Origin of the sequence: Buchnera aphidicola str. APS (Acyrthosiphon pisum), from assembly GCF_000009605.1 — a bacterium.
In the GTDB taxonomy this organism is placed as follows: domain Bacteria; phylum Pseudomonadota; class Gammaproteobacteria; order Enterobacterales; family Enterobacteriaceae; genus Buchnera; species Buchnera aphidicola_I.
Genome location: NC_002528.1, coordinates 554,708 through 576,947, shown reverse-complemented (window position 1 = coordinate 576,947; position 22,240 = coordinate 554,708). Strand labels below are relative to the sequence as shown.

Genomic DNA, 22,240 nt, shown 5'->3' with positions numbered 1-22,240 from the left:
ATTTTAATTATGAAGAGAGTTTTTTTAATTGTTTTGGATTCTTTTGGAATAGGATCGAGTCCTGATGCTGATAAGTTTAATGATGTTGGTTCAAATACATTTGGACATATAGTAGAAAAGTGTTTTTTAGGCGAAGCAAATGTAGGAAGAAAGGGTGTTTTATGTATTCCAAATTTAGTAAAATTAGGAATAATTAATGCAGCTAAAGAATCTACGGGACAATATCCTCTAGGATTTAATTATAGTTCTAATGTTATTGCTAGTTATGGTTTTGCTAGCGAGATTTCTTCTGGAAAAGATACCACGTCAGGACATTGGGAAATTGCAGGAGTTCCAGTTCTAGATGATTGGTATTATTTTAAAGAAAAACAGAATAGTTTTCCTGAAAGTTTGCTAGAAAAAATTATCATAAGGTCTGAATTAACAGGTTTTATTGGAAACTGTCATGCATCAGGAACTGATATTATAAGTCGTTTAGGAGAAGAACATATTCAAACAAAAAAACCTATTGTATATACTTCATCAGATTCTGTTTTTCAAATAGCATGTCATGAAGAGTTTTTTGGTTTATCAAATCTTTATAAATTATGCAAAACTGTTCGTTTTATTTTAGATCGATACAATTACAAAGTAGCAAGAGTAATTGCAAGACCTTTTATTGGAAATGATAAATTACAATTTCAACGTACAGGTAATAGACGTGATTTTTCAATAAAACCTTTCGCTACGACAGTAATAAAAAAATTAATAGATGAAAAACAAGGACAAGTAATTGCAATTGGTAAAGTTTCTGATATTTATGGTGGAATAGGGATAAGTAAAAATATAAAATCTACTGGACTTTATGAACTATGTAGTACAACTATTCATGAAATGAAAAAAGCTTTAAACAATACCATTGTTTTTACAAATCTAGTAGATTTTGACTCAAACTGGGGGCATCGTCGTGATGTTTCGGGATATGCCAAAGGTTTAGAACTTTTTGATTCTAGATTATCTGAAATAATAAGTTTAGTTCAAAAAAATGATTTATTAATTTTAACTGCGGATCATGGGTGTGATCCAACATGGATAGGAACTGATCATACTCGAGAAAACGTTCCTGTATTAATCTATTCACCTGGTATCAAAAAAAATTTTTTAGGTCATCGTAAAACTTTTGCGGATATAGGACAAACTATTGCAAAATATTTTCTTTTGACTGATATGTCTTATGGTCAAAATATGCTTTAAAATTTTCAAGTATAGTTTTTTATATTGAAAAAGGAAAAAATTAATGTCTACTCCACATATTAATAGTAAAAAAGATGATTTTTCAGATATAGTTTTAATGCCGGGAGACCCAGTTCGTGCAAAATATATTGCTGAAAAATATTTAAGTAATTTTGTTCAAGTAAATGATACTCGTTTAATGTTAGCTTATACCGGATTTTATAAAAATAGAAAGATTTCAATCATGAGTCATGGTATAGGAATACCATCAGCTTCTCTCTATACCAGAGAGTTAATTATTGAATTTAATGTAAAAAAAATTATTCGTATAGGAACTTGTGGTGCTGTACGAGATGATATAAAGTTACGTGATATAGTAATCAGTATGGGAGCTTCTACTGATTCTAAAGTAAATAGAATAAGATTTAATGATCATGACTTTGCTGCCATTGCAGATTTTGATATGATTTATAATATAGTCTCAATTTCAAAAAAAATGAAAATAAAAGTCTCCATTGGTAATTTTTTTACAACAGATTCTTTTTATAATGATGATAAAAAAATGCTAAATATTTTAAAAAAATATAATATTATTGGAGTTGACATGGAGACTGCGGGAATATATGGAGTGGCTTCTGAATTAAAAGTTCAAGCATTATCGATATGTACAGTATCTGATCATATTACAAATAAAGAGTTTCTTTCATCAAAGGAAAGAGAGTCAAGTTTTAATGATATGATTGAACTAGCCTTGGAATCTGTTTTATAAAAGTGTTTTATTTTTTTTGGTGAGAAAGGGATTCGAACCCTTGATACGTTTCCATATACACGCTTTCCAGGCGTGCTCCTTAAGCCTCTCGGACACCTCACCATTTTTTATATATATATTTACTATAATAGAAGAATAGTAAAAATAACCTTTAATATTCTAATATAAAAAGAGAAACTACGTCAAGTTTTTACTGATTTTGTATTATATCTTTATTGAAAGATATCTAATATTTTTTTTATAGTAAGTAGAAAAATTGTTTTTATTTAAAATAAAAATAGAAAAAATTATACTGATTCTGATAGAATATATTTTTTAAAAAATCATTATTTTTATCTTTTTAGTGTACTAATAAGAAGGATTAAATTTATTAATGAAAAAATAATACAATTTTTTTAAAATATACATCACTCGTTAATTTAAAATAATTTTATTAATGTTTTTTAATATAGAAATTTACATAATATTTTTACATTTTAAAATGATTTTTAATTTATTTAAAAAATAATTAACTTTGTTCTATTTTCAACGTGTGTTCATGTCCTGCCAGCAAAGTATGCTGAGCATTGGTATTATTAACGAATTATCTTAGTAATAAAAATATGGCAGAAAAACGAAATATTTTTCTAGTTGGGCCCATGGGTGCTGGGAAAAGCACTATTGGTCGTCAATTATCTCAACAACTTAATATGGAATTTTTTGACTCCGATCAAGAAATTGAAAAACGTACTGGTGCTGATATAAGTTGGGTTTTTGATGTAGAGGGTGAAAGTGGTTTTCGTTTGAGAGAACAAAGAGTTATTGATGAATTAACTACTAAACAGGGTATTGTTCTTGCTACAGGAGGAGGTTCAGTTAAATTTAGAGAAACTCGTAATTTTTTGTCATCTCGTGGTATTGTAGTTTATTTAGAAACTACTATTGAGAAACAATTAGCACGTACTAAGAGAGATAAAAAAAGACCCTTGTTGCAGAATGCTGATTCAAATCGGATGATATTAGAAAATTTAGCTTATGAAAGAAATCCTTTCTATGAAGAAATTGCAGATATAAAAGTTAAAACTGATGATCAAAGTGCTAAATCTGTAGCTTTTAATATAATTCGTTTATTAGAAGAAATATAATAAAGAATTTATGGAGTATGAAAATTGTGGAACGATTGCAAGTTGTTCTAGGAGAACGCAGTTATCCTATTAGTATAGGAGCTGGTATTATTCAAGAAGATGATATTTTCTGGCCTTTAAAACCCGGAGATCAAGCAATGCTAGTGACCAATAAAACACTAGCTAATCTTTTGAAAGATAAAGTTTTTTATCATTTAAGAAAATCCGGAATTAAGATAGATCAAGTAATTTTATCAGATGGCGAACAATATAAAACATTAAATGAGATGGAGTTGATTATTTCTGCTTTATTAGAAAAAAAGCACGCTCGTGATACAACTTTAATTGCATTAGGTGGAGGTGTCATAGGTGATTTAGCTGGCTTTGCTGCTTCTGTTTATCAGAGAGGTGTACGTTTTATTCAAATACCGACTACTCTTTTATCTCAAGTTGATGCATCTGTTGGTGGAAAGACAGCCGTTAATCATTTACTTGGAAAAAATATGATTGGCTCTTTTTGGCAACCGTCTTCAGTGATTATTGATATTGATTGTCTGAAGACCCTACCATATAATGAATTAGTATCTGGTATGGCAGAAGTAATCAAATATGCTATTGTTTTTGATAAAACGTTTTTTTGTTGGTTAGAAGAAAACATTGAATCTATTTTATCTCTTAATCATACAGCCATGTCTTATTGTATAAAGAAGTGTTGTGAATTAAAATCACAATTAATTGCTTTAGATGAAAGAGAAAATAATTTAAGAGCATTATTAAACCTTGGTCATACATATGGTCACGCTATTGAAGTTCACGCGGGTTATGGCAATTGGCTTCATGGGGAGGCAATATCAGTAGGAATGGTTATGGCTGCACGTACATCCGAATTGCTAGGACACTTAAAAACAATAGATTTTAAAAGAATACTTGTATTATTAAAAAGAACCGGTCTACCCATAAAGGGACCGAAAAACATGTCTGCTGCTTCATATCTTCCCTATATGATGAGAGATAAAAAAGTAATTTCGGGAGAAATGAGATTAGTTTTACCACTTTCTATTGGAAAAGCAGAAATTTATAGCAATATAGATAAAAATATTATTTTAACCGCTATTAAACATTCTCAATAAATTTTGACCATCTAAACTATTAAAATTATTTATATATCATATATAATTATGTAGCTTTTACTATTTTGCTCTTATAGTTTTATTCTTTTAAGAAGAAATTACATAATTTTATAATTAATATATTTTAAACTATAAAAATAAAACTATGGAGAGTAAAAACAATATTTTTTAAAATATTGCTATTTTAAAACAATTAATATAAGTATGTAAATACTTTATAAAAATTCTCTATTTTAAAGTTAGCAAGGAGAAATTGTGGAATATCAGACGATACTATTAAAATTTTTTTAGAAAAAAGTACATTTGATATACTATTTACATTTTCTACATTATGATTTTACACATTAAATATAATTATTATCTTTATATTTATTCTATACTTTTTTATATGTTAAATAGTAGCTTTAATAATTATAATGCACAAAAATATATCTGCATTTAAATAGATACTCCTAATAGCAGATGATATCAACATGAAAATGAAGTTTGGTGTCTGTTTATCAGGGTTATAAAAAATTATAACAATTGTTTGAAGATATTTAAAATCAGTTTTTATCCATCCTTCTTATGATACTAAATTAAAAATAAAAATTTATTTCTTGATATCCTCGAATCTACTTTTTTTATCTAAATATAAGAATTATACTAGATAGAATATTAATTATTTTTATTTTTATAAAAAAAGATTAGTATTATTTATGGAATCTATTTAAAAATCTACTTCTTTTTTTGATTAAATCAAGATGTTTTTGACTAGCTCTTGTATTATATAAAAATTTTTTAATTTTATAAAATCCCAGTGTTCTATTTTTTTATACTGAAAAACATTAGAAAAAATCATTATTATAATAACTTAATATAAGTTAAAGACAGGACAATTAAGATGAATAAGTTTTTTTTAGCTCCATCAATTTTATCCGCTGATTTTGCACGCTTAGGAGAAGATATAAAAAAAGTAATAGATGCAGGAAGTGATTTAATACATTTTGATGTTATGGATAATCACTATGTACCAAACTTAAGCATGGGACCTATGATCTTAGAATCATTACGTAATTATAATATTACGGCACCAATCGATGTTCATTTAATGGTGAAACCAGTGGATAATTTAATCCCTCAATTTGCTAAAGCAGGAGCAACTTTTATTACCTTTCATCCAGAAGCTACACTTCATATTGAACGAACATTAAATTTAATTAAAGAAAACGGATGCAAAGCGGGATTGGCATTTAACCCTGCTACACCTCTTAATTTTCTTGATTATATATTAGAAAAATTAGATTTAATTTTATTAATGTCAGTAAATCCAGGATTTGGAAATCAATCTTTTCTACCATCTACATTTAATAAATTACGTGAAGTAAGAAAAATTATTGATGCTAATTTTTCTGATATTCTTTTAGAAGTAGATGGTGGTGTAAAATTAGACAATATTGCAGATATTGCGTGTGCTGGAGCTAATGTTTTTGTTATGGGGTCTGGATTGTTTAAATATTCTAATTATAAACTTGTTATTGAAAAAATTCGAAAAAAATTGGAATACGCTCATTCTAGGTCTATTCACTAACATTTTATTTAGGAAATATAAAATGATTTTATCGAAACCTATTTTACTTAGTGCTGTACAACCTTCCGGAAACTTGACTATTGGAAACTATATAGGAACAATGCGTCATTGGTCGAAAATGCAAAATAATTATGAGTGTCTGTACTGTATTGCTGATTTACATGCGTTGACTATACAGAAAAATAAAATTCATTTAAATAAATCTATACTAGATACAATATCTTTTTATTTATCCTGTGGTGTAGATCCCCAAAAAAGCATTATTTTCATTCAATCTCATGTTTACCAACATAGCCAACTGAATTGGATTTTAAATTGTTTTAGTCAATTTTCAGAATTACTTCGTATGACACAATTTAAGATAAAAAGCAATTGTTCAAAAAAAATAAATGCAGCTTTATTTAATTATCCGATTTTGATGGCAGCAGATATTTTACTATATCAAACTAATTTTGTTCCGGTAGGGCAAGATCAAAAACAGCATGTAGAATTAACACGAAATATAGCTCATCGTTTTAATTCTTTATATGGTCATGTATTCACATTACCTAAACCATTAATTACTCAACATGGTTCTAAAATTATGTCTTTATTAGAACCAAGTAAAAAAATGTCTAAATCGGATATAAATAAAAAGAATGTAATTTTTTTATTAGACGATATAAAAACTGTTATCTCAAAAATACAAAACGCTTATACTGATTCAGAAACACCATCGAAAATATACTATGATATAGAAAAGAAACCAGGTATTTCAAATTTATTAGAAATTCTTTCAGCCATTACTAATAAAGATATTGATATTTTACTCAAAGAACTAGAAGGTATGCTATACTCAGAGTTCAAAAATATTGTTGCAGATCACTTGTCTAAATTTTTATATAAATTACAAAAATCTTATAATGATTATCGTAATGATGAAGTTTATTTAAAAAAGATAGCTTATGAAGGCGCCATGAAATCTCAATTAAAATCTAATAAAACTTTAACAAAAGTATATGATAAATTAGGATTAATTCCATTATTTTAAATAAACCAGAATTTTCTTCTAGTTTATTTTTAATGCAGATATTTTTTATTATAAATAATTTTTATATAACTCTTTCGTATTTTTTGTTAAAATAAATCAAAATAGATAGAAAAAATACTATACCATATAATATATTTGAACTAATTAAAGTAACGTATAATCCCTTTGCTTCAACTATCGGACTAGTTATAATAAATGTAAGAAATGTTCCAATTGTTCCGAATAATAAAATTAAGTTTATTAATTTTGGAGAAGGATGTTTAGTTTGCAAAGATGCTAATGTAATAATTATAGTATAAATTGCACTCGAGAAGAAACCTAAACTAATAATTATATATTGCTGATTTAAAAAATTTTCACTTTTAATAAAACAATACATAAGTATTGTAGACATGCTTGTAAGAAAAATAAACATACGATATAGATTAAAAAATTTAATTATAAAACTAAAAAACCACATTCCAAGCATATAAGACATCCAAAAACCACTCACTAAACTACCAGTTTTTTTTATATCAATATTCATGATTTCAGTAGCATATTGTGGTACCCAGGAAATAAATCCTAATTGTCCTAATATATACAATAATGCTGAAATCGACAATAAAAATACATTAAAGTTCCATTTTTCTTTTGTTTCTTTAGAATTTTTCGTATTAGTTTTGAATTTTTCAAAACTGGAATTAATTGTTAATAGAAAAATTAATAAATATATTGCTCCTATGCATATATAAGACCAATACCAAATAATTTTTTTTTCTAAAAGATACGCTGTAACAATTGGAAATATCATACCAGACATACTAAAAAAAGAGTCAGTTAATAATAATAGAGAACCTCTTTTTGATCCTGAATATAGATGAGTAATAATAAATGTTCCAATTGACATAGTAATACCGCTTACCAATCCAAGTATAAACATATTTATTGAAAATAAAAATATACTGTTACATAGAACTATTCCTATTACGGCGATAATAGTAAGTATAAAACTAAATATTAGTTGTTTTTTTAATGATATAATTTCTATTAACCAAGAATTTATAAAAATCGATACTAATATTCCTGCATTTAAAAAAGTAAATATGTTACTCATCTGAGAAATAGATAAATGAAAATAATTAGAAATATTCCCCATTATCATCCCTGTGACAACAACTAATGCACCGGTAAATGCATATGACAAAAAACTAATCCATGTAAGTCCTATTCGATTGATGTTTGTCATTTTTTATCACCTTTTCTGATAAATTTTCGTAAAAATATAATTTATATATATTATATTTTTTTTATATTTTTCAATATATTATGTAATATTGTATAAAAATTAAATATATAATGCGTATTATATAAAAATACTCTTTTACACATTAAATTTAAATAAAAAATTAATATTTCTTTTGGTCTTGTCAAGAAAATAAGTTTAATTGTAATAAAATATAATGTATATTTTCTTTTAAAAATTTTTATAAATTTCTTATTTATTTATCAAAATAATTTTTAATAATATTTTTATTGTAACAAATATATTTTAGGAAGTTTAATGATATCAAAAAAAACCTTAATTACACGCGATAATTTCGATAAGTTGATTTTACCTATTTACAATCCAATTCCTTTTATTCCTATAAAAGGTAAAGGCAGTCGTATATGGGATCAAAAAGGAAAGGAATATATTGATTTTTCTGGGGGTATTGCAGTTACATCGTTAGGACACTGTCATCCTATATTAAATAAAACATTAAAAAATCAAAGTAAAATGTTATGGCATCTCAGTAACATTTTTACCAATGAACCAGCTCTTAGATTAGCTAAAAAGCTACTTTCTTCTAGTTTTGCATCACGAATATTTTTTGCAAATTCTGGAGCAGAAGCGAACGAAGCTGCTTTTAAGCTAGCACGTTATTACTCATCTAAAATATATAATTTTAAAAAAAATAAAATTATTTCTTTTTATAACTCATTTCATGGACGGACTTTTTTTACTGTTTCAGTTGGAGGTCAATCAAAATATTCTAATAATTTTGGACCAAAACCTGCAGGTATAGTACATGCTTCATTTAATGATATTAATAGTGTAAAAAATTTAATTGATCATGATACATGTGCAGTAGTTGTAGAACTAATTCAGGGAGAAGGTGGAGTAATACCAGCAAATCTCACTTTTGTGCAAGCATTAAAAGAGTTATGCAAACAATATAATGTACTTTTAATTTTTGATGAAATACAAACTGGAATTGGTAGAACTGGAAAATTATTTTATTATGAATATTATGCTATTACTCCAGATATTTTAACTATTGCTAAATCTTTAGGCGGTGGGTTTCCGATAAGTGCCATGTTAACTACAAATGAAGTTGCTTCTGTAATTGCGCCTGGAATACATGGTACCACATATGGAGGAAACCCTCTTGCTTGTGCGGTAGCAGAATCGGTTATTGATATTATTAACACTAAAAAAGTTTTGTCTGGAGTCGAAAAAAAATCTAAAAAAATAATATCTGAATTAAATATTATTAATAAACGTTTTAAATTATTTACAGAAATAAGAGGAAGAGGGTTATTAATTGGTATTGTATTAAAACCAAATGTTTCTCGTAATATTCATAAAATATTAAATTTTTCACTTTCAGAAGGTGTGATTTTTCTTACAGCAGGTAATAATGTTATTCGTTTAGCACCTTCATTAATTATTAAAGAATTAGATATTATTGAAGGTATGAAACGTTTTTATCGTGCTTTAGAAAAATATTTATCTAGAAAAGAGTAAATTTTATTTTTACGATTACTGAAAATTTATTTTATAAAAAATAATTTCTTCAAAATTAATCATGTGATCATAATCAGACTCCTATCATTATTATTTTTCTCGAAAATGATTAATATGTTTTATCATCTTTTAGTGAACTTTAATGACATCTCATTTCTATATTATTTTTTCTATGAATCTTGTCTTTTATTTGTCATCACAACAGTCTCGTAAATGTTTTTTGCAGTGCTAGTTAAAAATTTTTTTAAATTTAAAGGGAAAATAATAATAAAATGAATTAATTTTTTTTTTTGAAAGAAAGTATTTAATATTTATTATTGTTGTATTTTAAAAAAATATTTAAAAATTTTTTAAAAAAATATACTATATAGAAAATATATTGATAATAAAATATTTAACATTTCATGTTTTTTGGAGTTATAAATGATTTTTTTTATTTTCAAAAGAATAATATTATTTTTGATGATATTATATGTTCCAAAATCTTTTTCAATTTCAGCGCCTATATCAGATATACATTTGCAATCTGTTTTAGAAACAAAAAATACATTTCATAATAATAATGAAAAGTTAGGTTATATTTTAGGTCTATCCTTCGGTAATTATGTAAACCAAACTTTTGAAAAACAAAAAAAAATAGGAATCGAGTTAGATAGGAATAGTCTTTTAAAAGGAATACAAGATGCTATATCTGGAAATTTAAAACTCTCGCATCAAGATATTTCTTCGGGTCTAAAAGAACTAGAAAAAAAATTAAAACATGCGACTAAAATTCAATTGAAAAAAAACGCAAAAGAAAATTTTATTCAAGGAGAATTATATATGAAAAATTTTTCTAAATTAAAGGGTGTAAAAAAAACGTCTAGTGGTCTTCTATATCTTTTAGAAAGAGCTGGAGAAGGAGAAGCATTAAAAGACGAGACGAAAATCACTGTTCATTATAAAGGTACACTAATTAATGGTTTGGAATTTGATAATTCTTACAAAAGAGGTAGACCTGTATCTCTAAGATTAAAAGATGTTATCTTAGGCTGGAAAGAAGGATTAAAATATATAAAGAAAGGCGGTAAAATAAAATTAGTAATACCTCCCAACTTGGCATATGGAACAGAAGAAGTTAATGGTATTCCAGCAAATTCTACTCTCATCTTTGATATAGAACTATTAGATGTAGTTAATGGAGTATAGTATACTTATAATAACTATTAAATTTTAAAATATGATATAATTAAATATTAATTTTCTAAGTTTTTGGTACAAGATTTTTAAAATGAATTATACAATATTAGTAACTGGTCCACCTTATGGAACACAAAATTCAAGTACTGCTTTTTTATTTTGTCAATCTTTATTAAAAACTAAACATATATTACATAGTGTTTTTTTTTATTGTGATGGAGTACTTAATGCTAATAATATGACTACACCAGCTATTGATGAGTTCAATTTGATTAACGCATGGCAAGGATTAAACAAAAAACATCAAGTAAAATTATATGTTTGTAATAGTGCAGCTTTAAGAAGAGGTGTAATAGAAGATGAAAAATTATTTAATATGAATGTTAAGAAGGGTAATTTAGCGCTTTCTTTTCAATTAAGTGGTTTAATAGAATTAGCTAAATCTATAAAAATATGTGACCGCATAATACAATTTTAATTTGGTATATTTATTAAAATGAAAATGGTAGCTTTTGTTTTTTCTCATGCACCACACGGGATTAGTTTAGGTAGAGAAGGTTTGGATGCCATTTTTAGCATTTCATCAATTTTTAAAAAAATAAGTGTTTTTTTTATTGGTGACGGTGTTTTGCAATTAATAAAAAACCAACAACCAGAACATATTTTAGCTCGCAATTATACTTCCTCTTTTTCTATACTATCTTTATATAATATAAAAGATCTTTATTGTTGTAAGGCATCATTGCTTGAACGAGGATTAAATAATAATAATAATTTTATACTGAATATAGATGTATTAGATTCGTATAATTTGCGTTTAAAACTAGATAATTATGACGCAATTATCAATTTTTAAGGTTGATAAACATGTTGCATACTTTAATGAAATCTCCTTTTGAGACTAATGTTTCTCTTGTGATAAGTATGTTAAAAAAATCAGATGATTTTTTAGCTCTTCAAGATGGTGTGCTAATTGCATTAAAAGATAATATTTTTTTAAAGAGTATAATTATGTCTCCAGTGAAATTATATCTTATAAAAGAAGATGTTTATGCGCGAGGAATCAGAAAAAATATTTCTAGAGAATTTATTTTAATCAATTATATCCATTTCGTTTCATTAACACTTAAACATAAAAAACAAATGACTTGGTAAAAAATACTGAGTTAAATTTGATTTAATTTAAATATCCAATCTTAAAATTCTTCATGATAATAAAGAATAATTTTTTATTTTATATTATTTTGACAATTTTTCAAAAATCCATTGAAATAATAGGAGTTTTTTTATGGCCACAGTAAATCAATTGGTCCGTAAACCTCGTGTAAGAAAAGTCATCAAAAGTAACGTTCCTGCTCTGGGAAAAAGCCCTCAAAAAAGAGGTGTTTGTACTAGAGTATATACTACTACACCTAAAAAGCCTAATTCAGCATTACGTAAGGTATGTCGTGTAAGATTAACTAATGGTTTTGAAGTAACTGCATATATTGGAGGTGAAGGTCATAATTTACAAGAACATTCTGTTATTTTAATACGAGGTGGTCGTGTTAAAGATTTACCTGGTGTTCGATATCATATTGTTAGAGGCTCCTTAGATTGTGCAGGTGTTAAAGAGCGTAAACAGGGTCGTTCTAAATATGGTGTTAAAAAACCAAAAAAATAAAAAATTTTTCTTTTTATACTTTTCATTAAATGGAGCTTTTTATGCCACGTCGTCGTATTATTGGTACTCGAAAAATTTTACCAGATCCAAAGTTTTCTTCAGAATTACTAGCTAAATTTATTAATATTCTCATGATAGATGGTAAAAAATCTATTGCCGAAGTTATTGTATATACTGCATTAAAAAATTTATCTAAACGTACAGATAAAAAAGAATTAGAAGCTTTTGAAATAGCTTTAGAAAATGTACGTCCAACAGTCGAAGTAAAGTCTCGTCGAGTTGGCGGTTCAACATATCAAGTTCCTGTTGAAGTTCGTCCAGTACGGCGCAATGCTTTAGCGATGCGTTGGATTGTAGAATCCGCCCGCAAGCGTGTCGATAAATCTATGTCTTTACGTTTATCAAATGAACTTTATGATGCTTTAGAAAATAAAGGAACAGCAGTAAAAAAAAGAGAAGAAGTACATCGAATGGCTGAGGCTAATAAGGCTTTTGCTCATTATCGTTGGTGATAATATTAGATTTTTATATCGTTTTTTGTATTACTTATAAATTATATTGAGGCAATTATCTCAATTGAGTTTATGAGACTCAATTTTTTAAAACCTAAAAATAAGAGAAAGATAATGTCTCGTACAACACCTATTTCTCGATATCGTAATATTGGTATAAGTGCACATATAGATGCAGGAAAAACAACTACTACTGAAAGAATCTTATTTTATACAGGAATTAATCATAAAATAGGGGAAGTTCACGATGGCGCAGCTACTATGGATTGGATGGAACAAGAACAAGAAAGAGGAATTACTATTACCTCTGCAGCTACTACTACCTTCTGGAGCGGAATGGCTAAACAATTCAAACCCCATAGGATTAACATCATTGACACACCTGGACATGTTGATTTTACTATAGAAGTAGAACGTTCAATGCGAGTGCTAGATGGCGCTGTTATGGTATATTGTGCAGTTGGAGGTGTGCAACCACAATCAGAAACTGTATGGCGTCAAGCGAATAAATATAATGTTCCTCGTATAGCATTTGTGAATAAAATGGATCGTATGGGAGCTAATTTTTTAAAAGTAGTAAAACAAATTAAAATACGTTTGGGTGCTAATCCTGTTCCTTTACAGTTAGCAATTGGAGCAGAAGATACTTTTGTTGGTGTTGTTGATTTGATTAAAATGAAAGCTGTTCATTGGAAAGACTCTGATCAAGGTGTAACCTTTGTTTACAACGATATTCCTCCGGAAATGATCGAATTATCGAAAAAATGGAATCAAAATTTAATTGAGTCTGCAGTAGAATCTAATGAAGATCTTTTAGAAAAATATTTAAACGGAGATCGATTATCTGAAAGTGAAATTAAATCTGCATTACGGAAACGAGCTTTAAATAACGAGATTGTATTGATTACCTGTGGATCAGCTTTTAAAAATAAAGGGGTACAAGCATTATTAGATGCAATAATTGAATTTTTACCTGCTCCTAATGATATCCAGGATATCAAGGGGATTTTAAATGATGTTGAACAAACTCCAGCTATTAGAAATTCAGATGATAAAGCACCTTTTTCTGCTTTAGCCTTTAAAATTGCGAGTGATCCTTTTGTCGGTAATTTGACTTTTTTCCGTGTTTACTCAGGAGTGGTAAAATCCGGAGATACTGTATTTAATTCTGCAAAGTCTCAGAGAGAAAGATTTGGTAGAATTGTTCAAATGCATGCCAATAAAAGGGAAGAAATAAAAGAAGTATATGCAGGAGATATAGCTGCAGCTATTGGTTTAAAAGATGTAACTACTGGTGATACTTTATGCGATTTAAATGATCCGATTATATTAGAACGTATGGAATTTCCAGAACCAGTGATATCTATTTCTGTGGAACCTAAAACTAAAGTTGATCAAGAAAAAATGGGTTTAGCATTAGGACGACTAGCAAAAGAAGATCCTTCTTTTCGAGTGCGAACTGATCAAGAATCTAATCAAACAATCATTTCTGGCATGGGGGAATTACATTTAGAAATTATTATTGATCGTATGAAACGAGAGTTTAGTGTCGATGCTAATGTCGGTAAACCTCAAGTAGCATATCGTGAAACTATTCTTAATAAAGTTGAAGATATTGAAGGTAAGCATATTAAACAGTCAGGTGGAAGAGGTCAATATGGTCATGTTGTTATAGAACTATTTCCATTACAGCCAGGAGGTGAAGGATATTTATTTGTTAATGATATAAAAGGAGGAGTTATACCTAGCGAATATATTTCAGCAATTGATAAAGGAATTCAAGAACAATTAAAATGCGGACCTTTAGCTGGTTATCCTGTAGTTGATATTGGAGTACGTCTTTATTTTGGTTCTTATCATGATGTTGATTCATCTGAATTAGCTTTTAAATTAGCAGCTTCTGCGGCATTTAAAAAGGGTTTTAAACAAGCAAAACCAATTTTATTAGAACCAATTATGAAAGTAGAAGTAGAAACGCCAGATGACTATATGGGAGATGTTATAGGTGATTTAAATCGCCGAAGAGGTATTATTGAAGGTATGAAAGATTTGTCTATTAGTAAAATAATTAATGCATGTGTTCCTTTATCTGAAATGTTTGGTTATGCTACTGATTTACGTTCTCAAACTCAAGGAAGAGCTTCTTATTCGATGGAATTTTTAAAATATATAGAAGCTCCATTTAATATTTCTAAAGATATTATTGAAAGAAGAGAAAAGTAGAAGTTTAATTCTATATTGTATACAATATTCTTATTTAAAAACAGATATTTTATATAAGGAAAAAAAAATGTCTAAAGAAAAATTTCAACGTTTAAAACCCCATATAAATGTGGGTACTATCGGTCACGTAGATCACGGAAAAACTACTTTAACAGCAGCCATTACGACTGTTTTATCTAAAAAATTTGGTGGTTCTGCACGTGCTTTTGATCAGATAGACAATGCACCAGAAGAAAAAGCAAGAGGTATTACAATTAACACTTCTCATGTAGAATATGATACTGAGTTTAGACATTATGCTCACGTAGATTGTCCAGGTCATGCCGATTATATAAAAAATATGATTACGGGCGCTGCTCAAATGGATGGTGCTATTTTAGTCGTAGCAGCAACTGATGGTCCAATGCCTCAAACTCGTGAACATATTTTACTCGGAAGACAAGTAGGCGTTCCATATATTATTGTTTTCCTTAATAAGTGTGATATGGTAGATGACGAGGAATTACTTGAATTAGTCGAAATGGAAGTTCGTGATTTATTGACACAATACGATTTTCCTGGAGATGATACTCCTATCATTCGTGGTTCAGCATTAAAAGCATTGGAAGGCGATCCTGAATGGGAATCAAAAATAATTGATTTATCTAAATTTTTAGATAGCTATATCCCTGAACCAAAAAGAGCAGTAGATCAGCCTTTTTTATTGCCAATAGAAGATGTTTTTTCTATATCAGGAAGAGGCACAGTAGTAACTGGTCGAGTAGAAAAAGGTATAATTAAAGTAGGCGAAGAAGTTGAAATCGTAGGAATTAAAAAAACAACTAAAACTACTTGTACAGGCGTAGAAATGTTCAGGAAATTGTTAGATGAAGGTCGCGCTGGAGAAAATGTAGGAGTTTTACTTCGTGGTACAAAGCGTGATGAAATTGAAAGAGGTCAAGTTTTAGCTAAACCAGGTAGTATTCATCCACATACAACATTTGAGTCTGAAGTTTATGTTCTATCCAAAGAAGAAGGTGGGCGTCATACTCCATTTTTTAAAGGATATCGTCCTCAGTTTTATTTTAGAACTACTGATGTAACAGGTTCCATTGAACTCCCTGAAGGTATCGAAATGGTTATGCCAGGAGATAATATAAAAATGACTGTTACTTTAATTAATCCTATTGCAATGGCCGATGGATTGCGATTTGCTATACGTGAAGGTGGTCGTACTGTTGGAGCAGGTGTAGTTTCTAAAGTTTTACTTTAATAATTTATATTTAGGCTATTTTATACTAACATCAAAGTTGAATTTATTAAGAAAAGAGTATAAGATGCTCTTTTCTTGATTAATATGTATTATATTATAGTATAAACAACTAATTAGTTTTTTTTAATAAATTCATATATTAATAATACATTTATATTTTTTTAAATAAATCATAAAAAATTTATATTTTACATAGACAAGTAAACCTTAAAACAACACTCCTGATATAGGGGCCACATAGTCGTATTTAATTACATCTACTCTTGAGTAATATAAATTTATTCAGAGAAGGTTAAATTTTCAATGTGTAAATAATTGGAGTTCTGGTGTGATGCAGAACCAAAGAATTCGTATTCGTTTAAAAGCTTTTGATCATAGATTAATTGATCAATCAACTACAGAGATTGTTGAAACAGCAAAAAGAACTGGAGCACAAGTACGTGGACCAATTCCTCTTCCGACTCGTAAGGAACGTTTTACTATTTTAGTATCTCCACATGTAAATAAAGACGCACGTGATCAATATGAAATTCGAACACATAAGCGCTTAATTGATATAGTAGAACCTACTGAAAAGACTGTTGACGCGCTTATGCGATTAGATCTTGCTGCGGGTGTGGATGTGCAAATTAGTTTAGGTTAATCAGATAGACATGATTAAGGTGTGCAATCAATGATTGGTTTAGTTGGCAAAAAAATTGGAATGACTCGTATTTTTACTGAAGAAGGAACTTCAATTCCTGTCACTGTAATTGAATTAAAAGAAAATAGAATCACACAAGTAAAAAATATAAATACTGATCTCTATTGTGCTATTCAAGTAACAACTGGAATAAAAAAATCGAATAGATTAAACAAACCACAATCCGGACATTTTTTAAAATCTGGTGTAACTCCTGGTCGTGGTTTATGGGAATTTAGAACCGATAAAAATAACAATTTTAAAATTGGACAAAGTATTACAATTAACATTTTTAACAATGTCAAAAAAGTTGATATAACAGGTATTTCCAAAGGAAAAGGTTTCTCTGGTACAGTAAAACGTTGGAATTTTCATACACAAGATGCAACACATGGAAATTCTTTATCCCATAGAGTACCTGGTTCTATCGGTCAAAATCAAACGCCCGGTAGAGTATTTAAAGGCAAAAAAATGGCAGGACAATTAGGAAATACTCGCGTTACTGTACAAAGTTTGAATATAGTACGTATTGATGAACATAGAAATCTTCTTTTGGTGAAAGGTGCTGTTCCCGGTGCTACCGGTAGTGATCTTATCGTTAAACCAGCTATTAAGGTTTGAGCAGTGAGGAGTAAAGCATGGAATTAGTAGTTAAAGACGTACAAAATGTTCTTAGTGTTTCTGAAATCATTTTTGCTCGTGATTTTAATGAAGCTCTAATTCATCAAGTCGTTATTGCTTATTCAGCATCTACCCGTCAAGGTACTAGAGCACAAAAAAGTCGTGCCGAAGTTTCTGGATCAGGTAGAAAGCCGTGGCGTCAAAAAGGCACTGGTCGTGCACGAGCAGGATCTTTTAGAAGTCCAATTTGGCGATCAGGAGGTGTTACATTTGCTGCAAAACCGCAAGAACACAGTCAAAAAGTTAATAAAAAGATGTATCGCGGTGCATTAAAAAGTATTTTTTCTGAATTAATACGCCAAAAAAGATTAATAGTTTTTGAGAATTTTTCATTAGATGCACCTAAAACAAAACTTTTAGTACAGAAATTAAAAGATATAAATTTAAAAAATGTTCTTATTGTTACTAATAAAATAGATAATAATTTATTTCTTGCATCTAGAAATTTATATTCAGTAGACGTGAAAGATGTGCATTCTATAGATCCTGTTAGTTTGATTGCTTTTGATCATGTGGTTATTACTGTTGAAGCAGTGAAAAGAATAGAGGAGATACTTTCATGATTTCTGAAGAACGTTTACTTAAAATACTTCTGTCTCCACACGTATCTGAAAAAACATCTATATCTATGGAAAAATTTAATACCGTTGTTTTAAAAGTATTAAATAACGCCACTAAATATGAAATAAAATATGCAGTAAAAAAAATATTTGATGTCGATGTTGATAGTATAAAAACATTAAAAGTTAAAGGAAAAAAAAAGCGTCAATCAAATCGTATTATTCAGAGAAGTCATTGGAAAAAAGCTTATATTAAAGTTAAAAAAGGGTGTAATTTAGATTTCATAGGTAATACAGAGTAGTCGGAGGACAAAAAATGGCAGTTGTTAAGTGTAAACCGACATCTCCGGGTCGTCGCCACGTTATTAAAGTTGTTAATAATGAGTTGTATAAAGGAAAACCTTATTCTTTATTATTAAGAAAAAAGAGTAAAAGCGGAGGACGTAATAATAATGGTAGAATTACAACTCGTCATATTGGTGGTGGACATAAAAGAGCATATCGTATTGTAGATTTCAAAAGAAATAAAGATGATATAGGAGCTACCGTAGAAAGATTTGAATATGATCCTAATCGTTCTTCTAATATTGCTTTAATATTATATAAAGATGGTGAAAGAAAGTATATTTTAGCTCCAAAAGGTATAAAGATAGGTGATACTATAATTTCTGGTTTGCGTGCACCTATAAAAACAGGAAATACTCTACCACTTAAAAATATTCCAGTAGGTACTTTTGTTCATAATGTAGAATTAAAACCTGGAAAAGGTGGTCAAATAGCTCGTTCTGCAGGAAGTTATGTTCAACTAGTGGCATTCGATGAAGAGTATGCTACTTTAAGATTACGATCAGGTGAAATGAGAAAAACTCAGTCTAATTGTAGAGCCACTATTGGTGAAGTAGGTAATTCTGAACATATGCTAAAAGTTTTAGGTAAAGCAGGAGCTTCTCGTTGGATAGGTATACGTCCAACTGTTCGTGGAACAGCCATGAACCCTGTTGATCATCCTCATGGAGGTGGTGAAGGACGAAATTTTGGTAAACATCCAGTTACTCCATGGGGTATTCAGACAAAAGGTAAAAAGACTCGTAAAAATAAACGTACTGATAAATTTATTTTACGTCATCGCAGAAAATAATTATTGTAGGGATCACTTTATGCCACGTTCTCTTAAAAAAGGTCCTTTTATTGATATAAGTTTATTAAAAAAAGTAGAAAAATCAGTAAAAATAAATGATAAAAAACCTATTAAAACTTGGTCAAGACGTTCAACAATTTTTCCGAATATGGTCGGTTTAACAATATCTATTCATAATGGTCGTAGCCATATCCCTGTTTTTGTTACTGAAGAAATGGTAGGACATAAATTAGGCGAATTTTCTTTAACTCGTACTTACAGAGGACATACTGCTGATAAGAAAGTAAAAAAACGTTAATTTAAAAGAAACACGAAAGATAAAAAGAGGAGTAAATGGAAACTTTAGCTCAACACCGTCAAGCACGCTCTTCAGCTCAAAAAGTGCGTTTGATCGTAGATTTAATTCGCGGTAAAAAAGTGCCACAAGCATTAAATATTTTAACTTATACCAATAAAAAAGCCGCTTTTTTAGTAAAAAAAGTAGTCGAATCAGCTGTAGCTAATGCAGAACATAATGATGGCGCAGATATAGATAAATTGAGAATTAAAAAAATATTTGTTAATGAAGGTTCAACAATGAAAAGAATGATGCCTCGTGCTAAAGGACGTGCAGATCGTATTTTAAAACGTACTAGTCATATTACTGTAATTGTGTCTGATCGTTAACATCGAGGAGAATCAGTAATGGGTCAGAAAGTACATCCTAATGGTATGCGATTGGGTATAATAAAAAAATGGAATTCTGTCTGGTTTGCTAACACTAAAGACTTTGCGGATCATTTAGATAGTGACTATAAAGTTCGTCAGTTTTTAATGAAAACATTAGAAAAAGCTTCAATTTCCAGAATCATTATCGAAAGACCAGCTAAAAGTATTCGAGTGACGATTTATACTGCTAGACCAGGTATTGTTATTGGAAAAAAAGGTGAAGATGTTGAAAAGTTAAGAATTTCTATTGCTAAAATTACTGGAGTGCCGGTTCAAATTAATATTTCTGAAGTGCGTAAACCTGAATTAGATGCTAAACTTGTTTCTGATAGTATTACCTCTCAACTTGAGAGAAGAGTAATGTTTCGTCGTGCTATGAAACGATCTGTTCAAAACGCAATGAGACAAGGTGCAAAAGGCATTAAAGTTGAAGTTAGTGGACGTTTAGGAGGAGCAGAAATAGCTCGTAGAGAGTGGTATAGAGAAGGAAGAGTTCCTCTTCATACATTACGCGCAAATATTGATTATAGCATTTCAGAAGCTCATACAACATATGGGGTGATAGGCGTAAAGGTTTGGATTTTTAAAGGTGAAATATTAGGTGGAATGGAAACTGTTGAAAGATTAGATAAACCTTCTGTCCAAACAAAAAAGCAGTATCGTAAAAATAGAAAGTAAGAAAGAGAGAGAAGCTAATAATGTTGCAGCCAAAACGTACTAAATTTCGTAAAATGCATAAAGGTCGAAATCGTGGTTTAGCGTCTGGTACTGATATTAATTTTGGCACTTTTGGATTGCAAGCTATTGATAGAGGGCGTTTAACTGCTCGTCAAATTGAATCTGCAAGAAGAGCTATAACTCGCTGTATAAAAAGACAAGGCAAAATGTGGATTCGCATATTTCCTGATAAGCCTATAACTCAAAAACCTTTAGAAGTTAGAATGGGAAAAGGCAAGGGTAATGTTGAATATTGGGTCGCTTTAGTACAACCTGGTAAAATTCTTTATGAATTAGAAGGAGTTACTGAAGAAGAATCTCGTGCAGCATTCAAACTTGCAGCTGCTAAGTTGCCAATTAAAACTACTTTTGTAAATAAGATGGTGATGTAATGAAGGCATTGGTAGAATTTAGAAAAAAAAATAAAAAAGATCTTTACACAGAACTTTTACAATTATTGAGAGAACAATTTAATCTTCGTATGCAATCTGTTTCTGGAAAATTAAAACAACCTCATTTATTACGAAAAGTTCGACGAAACATTGCACAAGTAAAGACTTTGCTAGATTCAAAGGAAGAGATAAAATAATGGAAAAAATTCGAACCTTACAAGGTCGTGTGATAAGTAATAAGATGCAAAAATCTGCTGTTGTAGCAATTGAACGTTTTGTAAAACATATTATTTATGGAAAATTTATTAAACGGACTACAAAACTACATATTCATGATGAAAAAAACGAATGTACCGTAGGTGATTTAATAGAAATTCGAGAATCTCGTCCGATTTCTAAAACAAAATCTTGGGTCCTAGTTCGTATTATTGAAAAAACAGTATTTTAAAAAAAAATATCAAAACATGAACAAACTCACGTCTGCTCATGTTTTATGTTCATAAAATGTCAGTAATATGAGGATTAAATTATTTTTAATTAGAATAATTGAGGTTTTAAAAATATGATTCAAGAACAAACAATTCTTCATGTAGCTGATAACTCTGGCGCACGATCTGCTATGTGTATTAAAGTTTTAGGTGGTTCACGTCGTCGCTATGCAGCGATAGGTGATGTAATTAAAATTACAATTAAAGAAGCAATACCTAGAGGAAAAGTAAAAAAAGGAGAAGTTCTTAAAGCGGTAGTAGTAAGAACTAAAAAAGGGGTTAGAAGATCTGATGGTTCTGTTATTCGTTTTGATACCAATGCTTGTGTTGTATTAAACAATAACGAACAACCTATCGGTACTCGTATTTTTGGTCCTGTTACACGTGAATTAAGAACAGAAAAATTTATGAAAATTATTTCACTAGCTCCTGAAGTTCTTTAGTTATGAAATTTTTAAGGA

At 29.0% G+C, this 22,240-nt stretch carries 28 protein-coding genes and 1 tRNA gene; 27 read left to right on the top strand and 2 right to left on the bottom strand.

The annotated features are described in order from the left end of the window. Window positions 1–9: 9 nt before the first annotated feature. Together BU_RS02820 and deoD are read left to right on the top strand one after the other, a co-directional pair. Window positions 10–1,233 carry a phosphopentomutase gene (locus BU_RS02820; RefSeq protein WP_010896155.1) on the top strand — a complete coding sequence of 408 codons (1,224 nt, stop codon included), beginning with the start codon at window positions 10–12 and terminating at the stop codon, window positions 1,231–1,233. 43 nt (window positions 1,234–1,276) lie between these two features. Next, entirely contained in the window at window positions 1,277–1,981 is a 705-nt protein-coding gene (gene deoD / locus BU_RS02815; protein WP_010896154.1) for a purine-nucleoside phosphorylase, read from the top strand. 17 nt (window positions 1,982–1,998) lie between these two features. On the opposite strand, the gene BU_RS02810 is transcribed toward deoD, so the two are convergent. Further along, window positions 1,999–2,083 (bottom strand) — tRNA-Ser (locus tag BU_RS02810). A 500-nt stretch (window positions 2,084–2,583) separates the two neighbouring features. On the opposite strand from BU_RS02810, the gene aroK reads away from it, so the two are divergent. From aroK to trpS, 4 genes are all read left to right on the top strand, one after another. Further along, window positions 2,584–3,105 (top strand): shikimate kinase AroK, encoded by a 522-nt coding sequence (aroK, locus tag BU_RS02805; protein WP_009874490.1) that lies wholly within the window; start codon window positions 2,584–2,586, stop codon window positions 3,103–3,105. Window positions 3,106–3,122: 17 nt separating this feature from the next. Further along, window positions 3,123–4,214, top strand: a complete 1,092-nt coding sequence (gene aroB, locus BU_RS02800) for a 3-dehydroquinate synthase (RefSeq protein ID WP_009874489.1) — start codon at window positions 3,123–3,125, stop codon at window positions 4,212–4,214. 883 nt (window positions 4,215–5,097) lie between these two features. Further along, complete coding sequence (rpe, locus tag BU_RS02795) at window positions 5,098–5,784, top strand: ribulose-phosphate 3-epimerase (protein WP_009874488.1); 687 nt, start codon at window positions 5,098–5,100, stop codon at window positions 5,782–5,784. Between the two features lie 22 nt (window positions 5,785–5,806). Then, window positions 5,807–6,814 (top strand): tryptophan--tRNA ligase, encoded by a 1,008-nt coding sequence (gene trpS, locus BU_RS02790; protein ID WP_010896153.1) that lies wholly within the window; start codon window positions 5,807–5,809, stop codon window positions 6,812–6,814. Between the two features lie 61 nt (window positions 6,815–6,875). Here the strand turns inward: trpS and tsgA are convergent, their stop codons facing one another. Continuing rightward, on the bottom strand, window positions 6,876–8,042 hold the full coding sequence (gene tsgA / locus BU_RS02785) for an MFS transporter TsgA (protein WP_009874486.1): 1,167 nt from the start codon (window positions 8,040–8,042) through the stop codon (window positions 6,876–6,878). A gap of 315 nt (window positions 8,043–8,357) precedes the next feature. On the opposite strand from tsgA, the gene BU_RS02780 reads away from it, so the two are divergent. From BU_RS02780 to rplN, 21 genes are all read left to right on the top strand, one after another. Then, the gene (locus BU_RS02780; RefSeq protein ID WP_010896152.1) at window positions 8,358–9,584 is read left to right on the top strand and encodes an aspartate aminotransferase family protein; all 1,227 of its coding nucleotides are present in this window, start codon (window positions 8,358–8,360) and stop codon (window positions 9,582–9,584) included. Window positions 9,585–10,007: 423 nt separating this feature from the next. Continuing rightward, complete coding sequence (fkpA, locus tag BU_RS02775; RefSeq protein WP_009874484.1) at window positions 10,008–10,772, top strand: FKBP-type peptidyl-prolyl cis-trans isomerase; 765 nt, start codon at window positions 10,008–10,010, stop codon at window positions 10,770–10,772. An 82-nt stretch (window positions 10,773–10,854) separates the two neighbouring features. Then, window positions 10,855–11,241, top strand: a complete 387-nt coding sequence (gene tusD / locus BU_RS02770) for a sulfurtransferase complex subunit TusD (RefSeq protein ID WP_009874483.1) — start codon at window positions 10,855–10,857, stop codon at window positions 11,239–11,241. An 18-nt stretch (window positions 11,242–11,259) separates the two neighbouring features. After that, window positions 11,260–11,619: a sulfurtransferase complex subunit TusC gene (tusC, locus tag BU_RS02765; protein WP_010896150.1), complete on the top strand. Its 360-nt coding sequence runs from the start codon at window positions 11,260–11,262 to the stop codon at window positions 11,617–11,619. 11 nt (window positions 11,620–11,630) lie between these two features. Next, on the top strand, window positions 11,631–11,918 hold the full coding sequence (tusB, locus tag BU_RS02760) for a sulfurtransferase complex subunit TusB (protein ID WP_009874481.1): 288 nt from the start codon (window positions 11,631–11,633) through the stop codon (window positions 11,916–11,918). A gap of 133 nt (window positions 11,919–12,051) precedes the next feature. Next, window positions 12,052–12,426 (top strand): 30S ribosomal protein S12, encoded by a 375-nt coding sequence (gene rpsL / locus BU_RS02755; protein ID WP_009874480.1) that lies wholly within the window; start codon window positions 12,052–12,054, stop codon window positions 12,424–12,426. 41 nt (window positions 12,427–12,467) lie between these two features. Then, complete coding sequence (gene rpsG / locus BU_RS02750; protein ID WP_009874479.1) at window positions 12,468–12,938, top strand: 30S ribosomal protein S7; 471 nt, start codon at window positions 12,468–12,470, stop codon at window positions 12,936–12,938. Between the two features lie 114 nt (window positions 12,939–13,052). Then, window positions 13,053–15,161 carry an elongation factor G gene (gene fusA / locus BU_RS02745; RefSeq protein WP_009874478.1) on the top strand — a complete coding sequence of 703 codons (2,109 nt, stop codon included), beginning with the start codon at window positions 13,053–13,055 and terminating at the stop codon, window positions 15,159–15,161. Between the two features lie 67 nt (window positions 15,162–15,228). Continuing rightward, a complete protein-coding gene (gene tuf, locus BU_RS02740; RefSeq protein ID WP_009874477.1) occupies window positions 15,229–16,413 on the top strand; it encodes an elongation factor Tu in 1,185 nt (394 codons plus the stop codon). Between the two features lie 331 nt (window positions 16,414–16,744). Continuing rightward, window positions 16,745–17,056, top strand: a complete 312-nt coding sequence (rpsJ, locus tag BU_RS02735; protein WP_009874476.1) for a 30S ribosomal protein S10 — start codon at window positions 16,745–16,747, stop codon at window positions 17,054–17,056. Window positions 17,057–17,086: 30 nt separating this feature from the next. Further along, window positions 17,087–17,716 (top strand): 50S ribosomal protein L3, encoded by a 630-nt coding sequence (gene rplC / locus BU_RS02730; RefSeq protein WP_010896149.1) that lies wholly within the window; start codon window positions 17,087–17,089, stop codon window positions 17,714–17,716. A gap of 17 nt (window positions 17,717–17,733) precedes the next feature. Further along, window positions 17,734–18,339 carry a 50S ribosomal protein L4 gene (gene rplD, locus BU_RS02725; protein ID WP_010896148.1) on the top strand — a complete coding sequence of 202 codons (606 nt, stop codon included), beginning with the start codon at window positions 17,734–17,736 and terminating at the stop codon, window positions 18,337–18,339. Beyond that, a complete protein-coding gene (gene rplW / locus BU_RS02720) occupies window positions 18,336–18,638 on the top strand; it encodes a 50S ribosomal protein L23 (RefSeq protein ID WP_009874473.1) in 303 nt (100 codons plus the stop codon). Before rplD ends, rplW begins: the two co-directional genes overlap by 4 nt. Before the next feature lie 14 nt (window positions 18,639–18,652). Beyond that, window positions 18,653–19,474: a 50S ribosomal protein L2 gene (gene rplB, locus BU_RS02715; protein ID WP_009874472.1), complete on the top strand. Its 822-nt coding sequence runs from the start codon at window positions 18,653–18,655 to the stop codon at window positions 19,472–19,474. Window positions 19,475–19,493: 19 nt separating this feature from the next. After that, window positions 19,494–19,772, top strand: coding sequence for a 30S ribosomal protein S19 (gene rpsS, locus BU_RS02710; protein WP_009874471.1), 279 nt, complete (start codon window positions 19,494–19,496; stop codon window positions 19,770–19,772). A gap of 35 nt (window positions 19,773–19,807) precedes the next feature. Further along, window positions 19,808–20,140, top strand: coding sequence for a 50S ribosomal protein L22 (gene rplV, locus BU_RS02705; protein ID WP_009874470.1), 333 nt, complete (start codon window positions 19,808–19,810; stop codon window positions 20,138–20,140). Between the two features lie 18 nt (window positions 20,141–20,158). Beyond that, window positions 20,159–20,860, top strand: coding sequence for a 30S ribosomal protein S3 (rpsC, locus tag BU_RS02700; RefSeq protein WP_010896147.1), 702 nt, complete (start codon window positions 20,159–20,161; stop codon window positions 20,858–20,860). 20 nt (window positions 20,861–20,880) lie between these two features. Then, complete coding sequence (gene rplP / locus BU_RS02695) at window positions 20,881–21,291, top strand: 50S ribosomal protein L16 (RefSeq protein ID WP_009874468.1); 411 nt, start codon at window positions 20,881–20,883, stop codon at window positions 21,289–21,291. Continuing rightward, a complete protein-coding gene (gene rpmC, locus BU_RS02690) occupies window positions 21,291–21,488 on the top strand; it encodes a 50S ribosomal protein L29 (RefSeq protein ID WP_010896146.1) in 198 nt (65 codons plus the stop codon). The genes rplP and rpmC overlap by 1 nt, the downstream gene beginning before the upstream one ends. Then, entirely contained in the window at window positions 21,485–21,739 is a 255-nt protein-coding gene (rpsQ, locus tag BU_RS02685) for a 30S ribosomal protein S17 (protein ID WP_029585610.1), read from the top strand. The genes rpmC and rpsQ overlap by 4 nt, the downstream gene beginning before the upstream one ends. A gap of 114 nt (window positions 21,740–21,853) precedes the next feature. Then, on the top strand, window positions 21,854–22,222 hold the full coding sequence (gene rplN, locus BU_RS02680; RefSeq protein WP_009874465.1) for a 50S ribosomal protein L14: 369 nt from the start codon (window positions 21,854–21,856) through the stop codon (window positions 22,220–22,222). The last annotated feature ends 18 nt before the right edge of the window (window positions 22,223–22,240 follow it).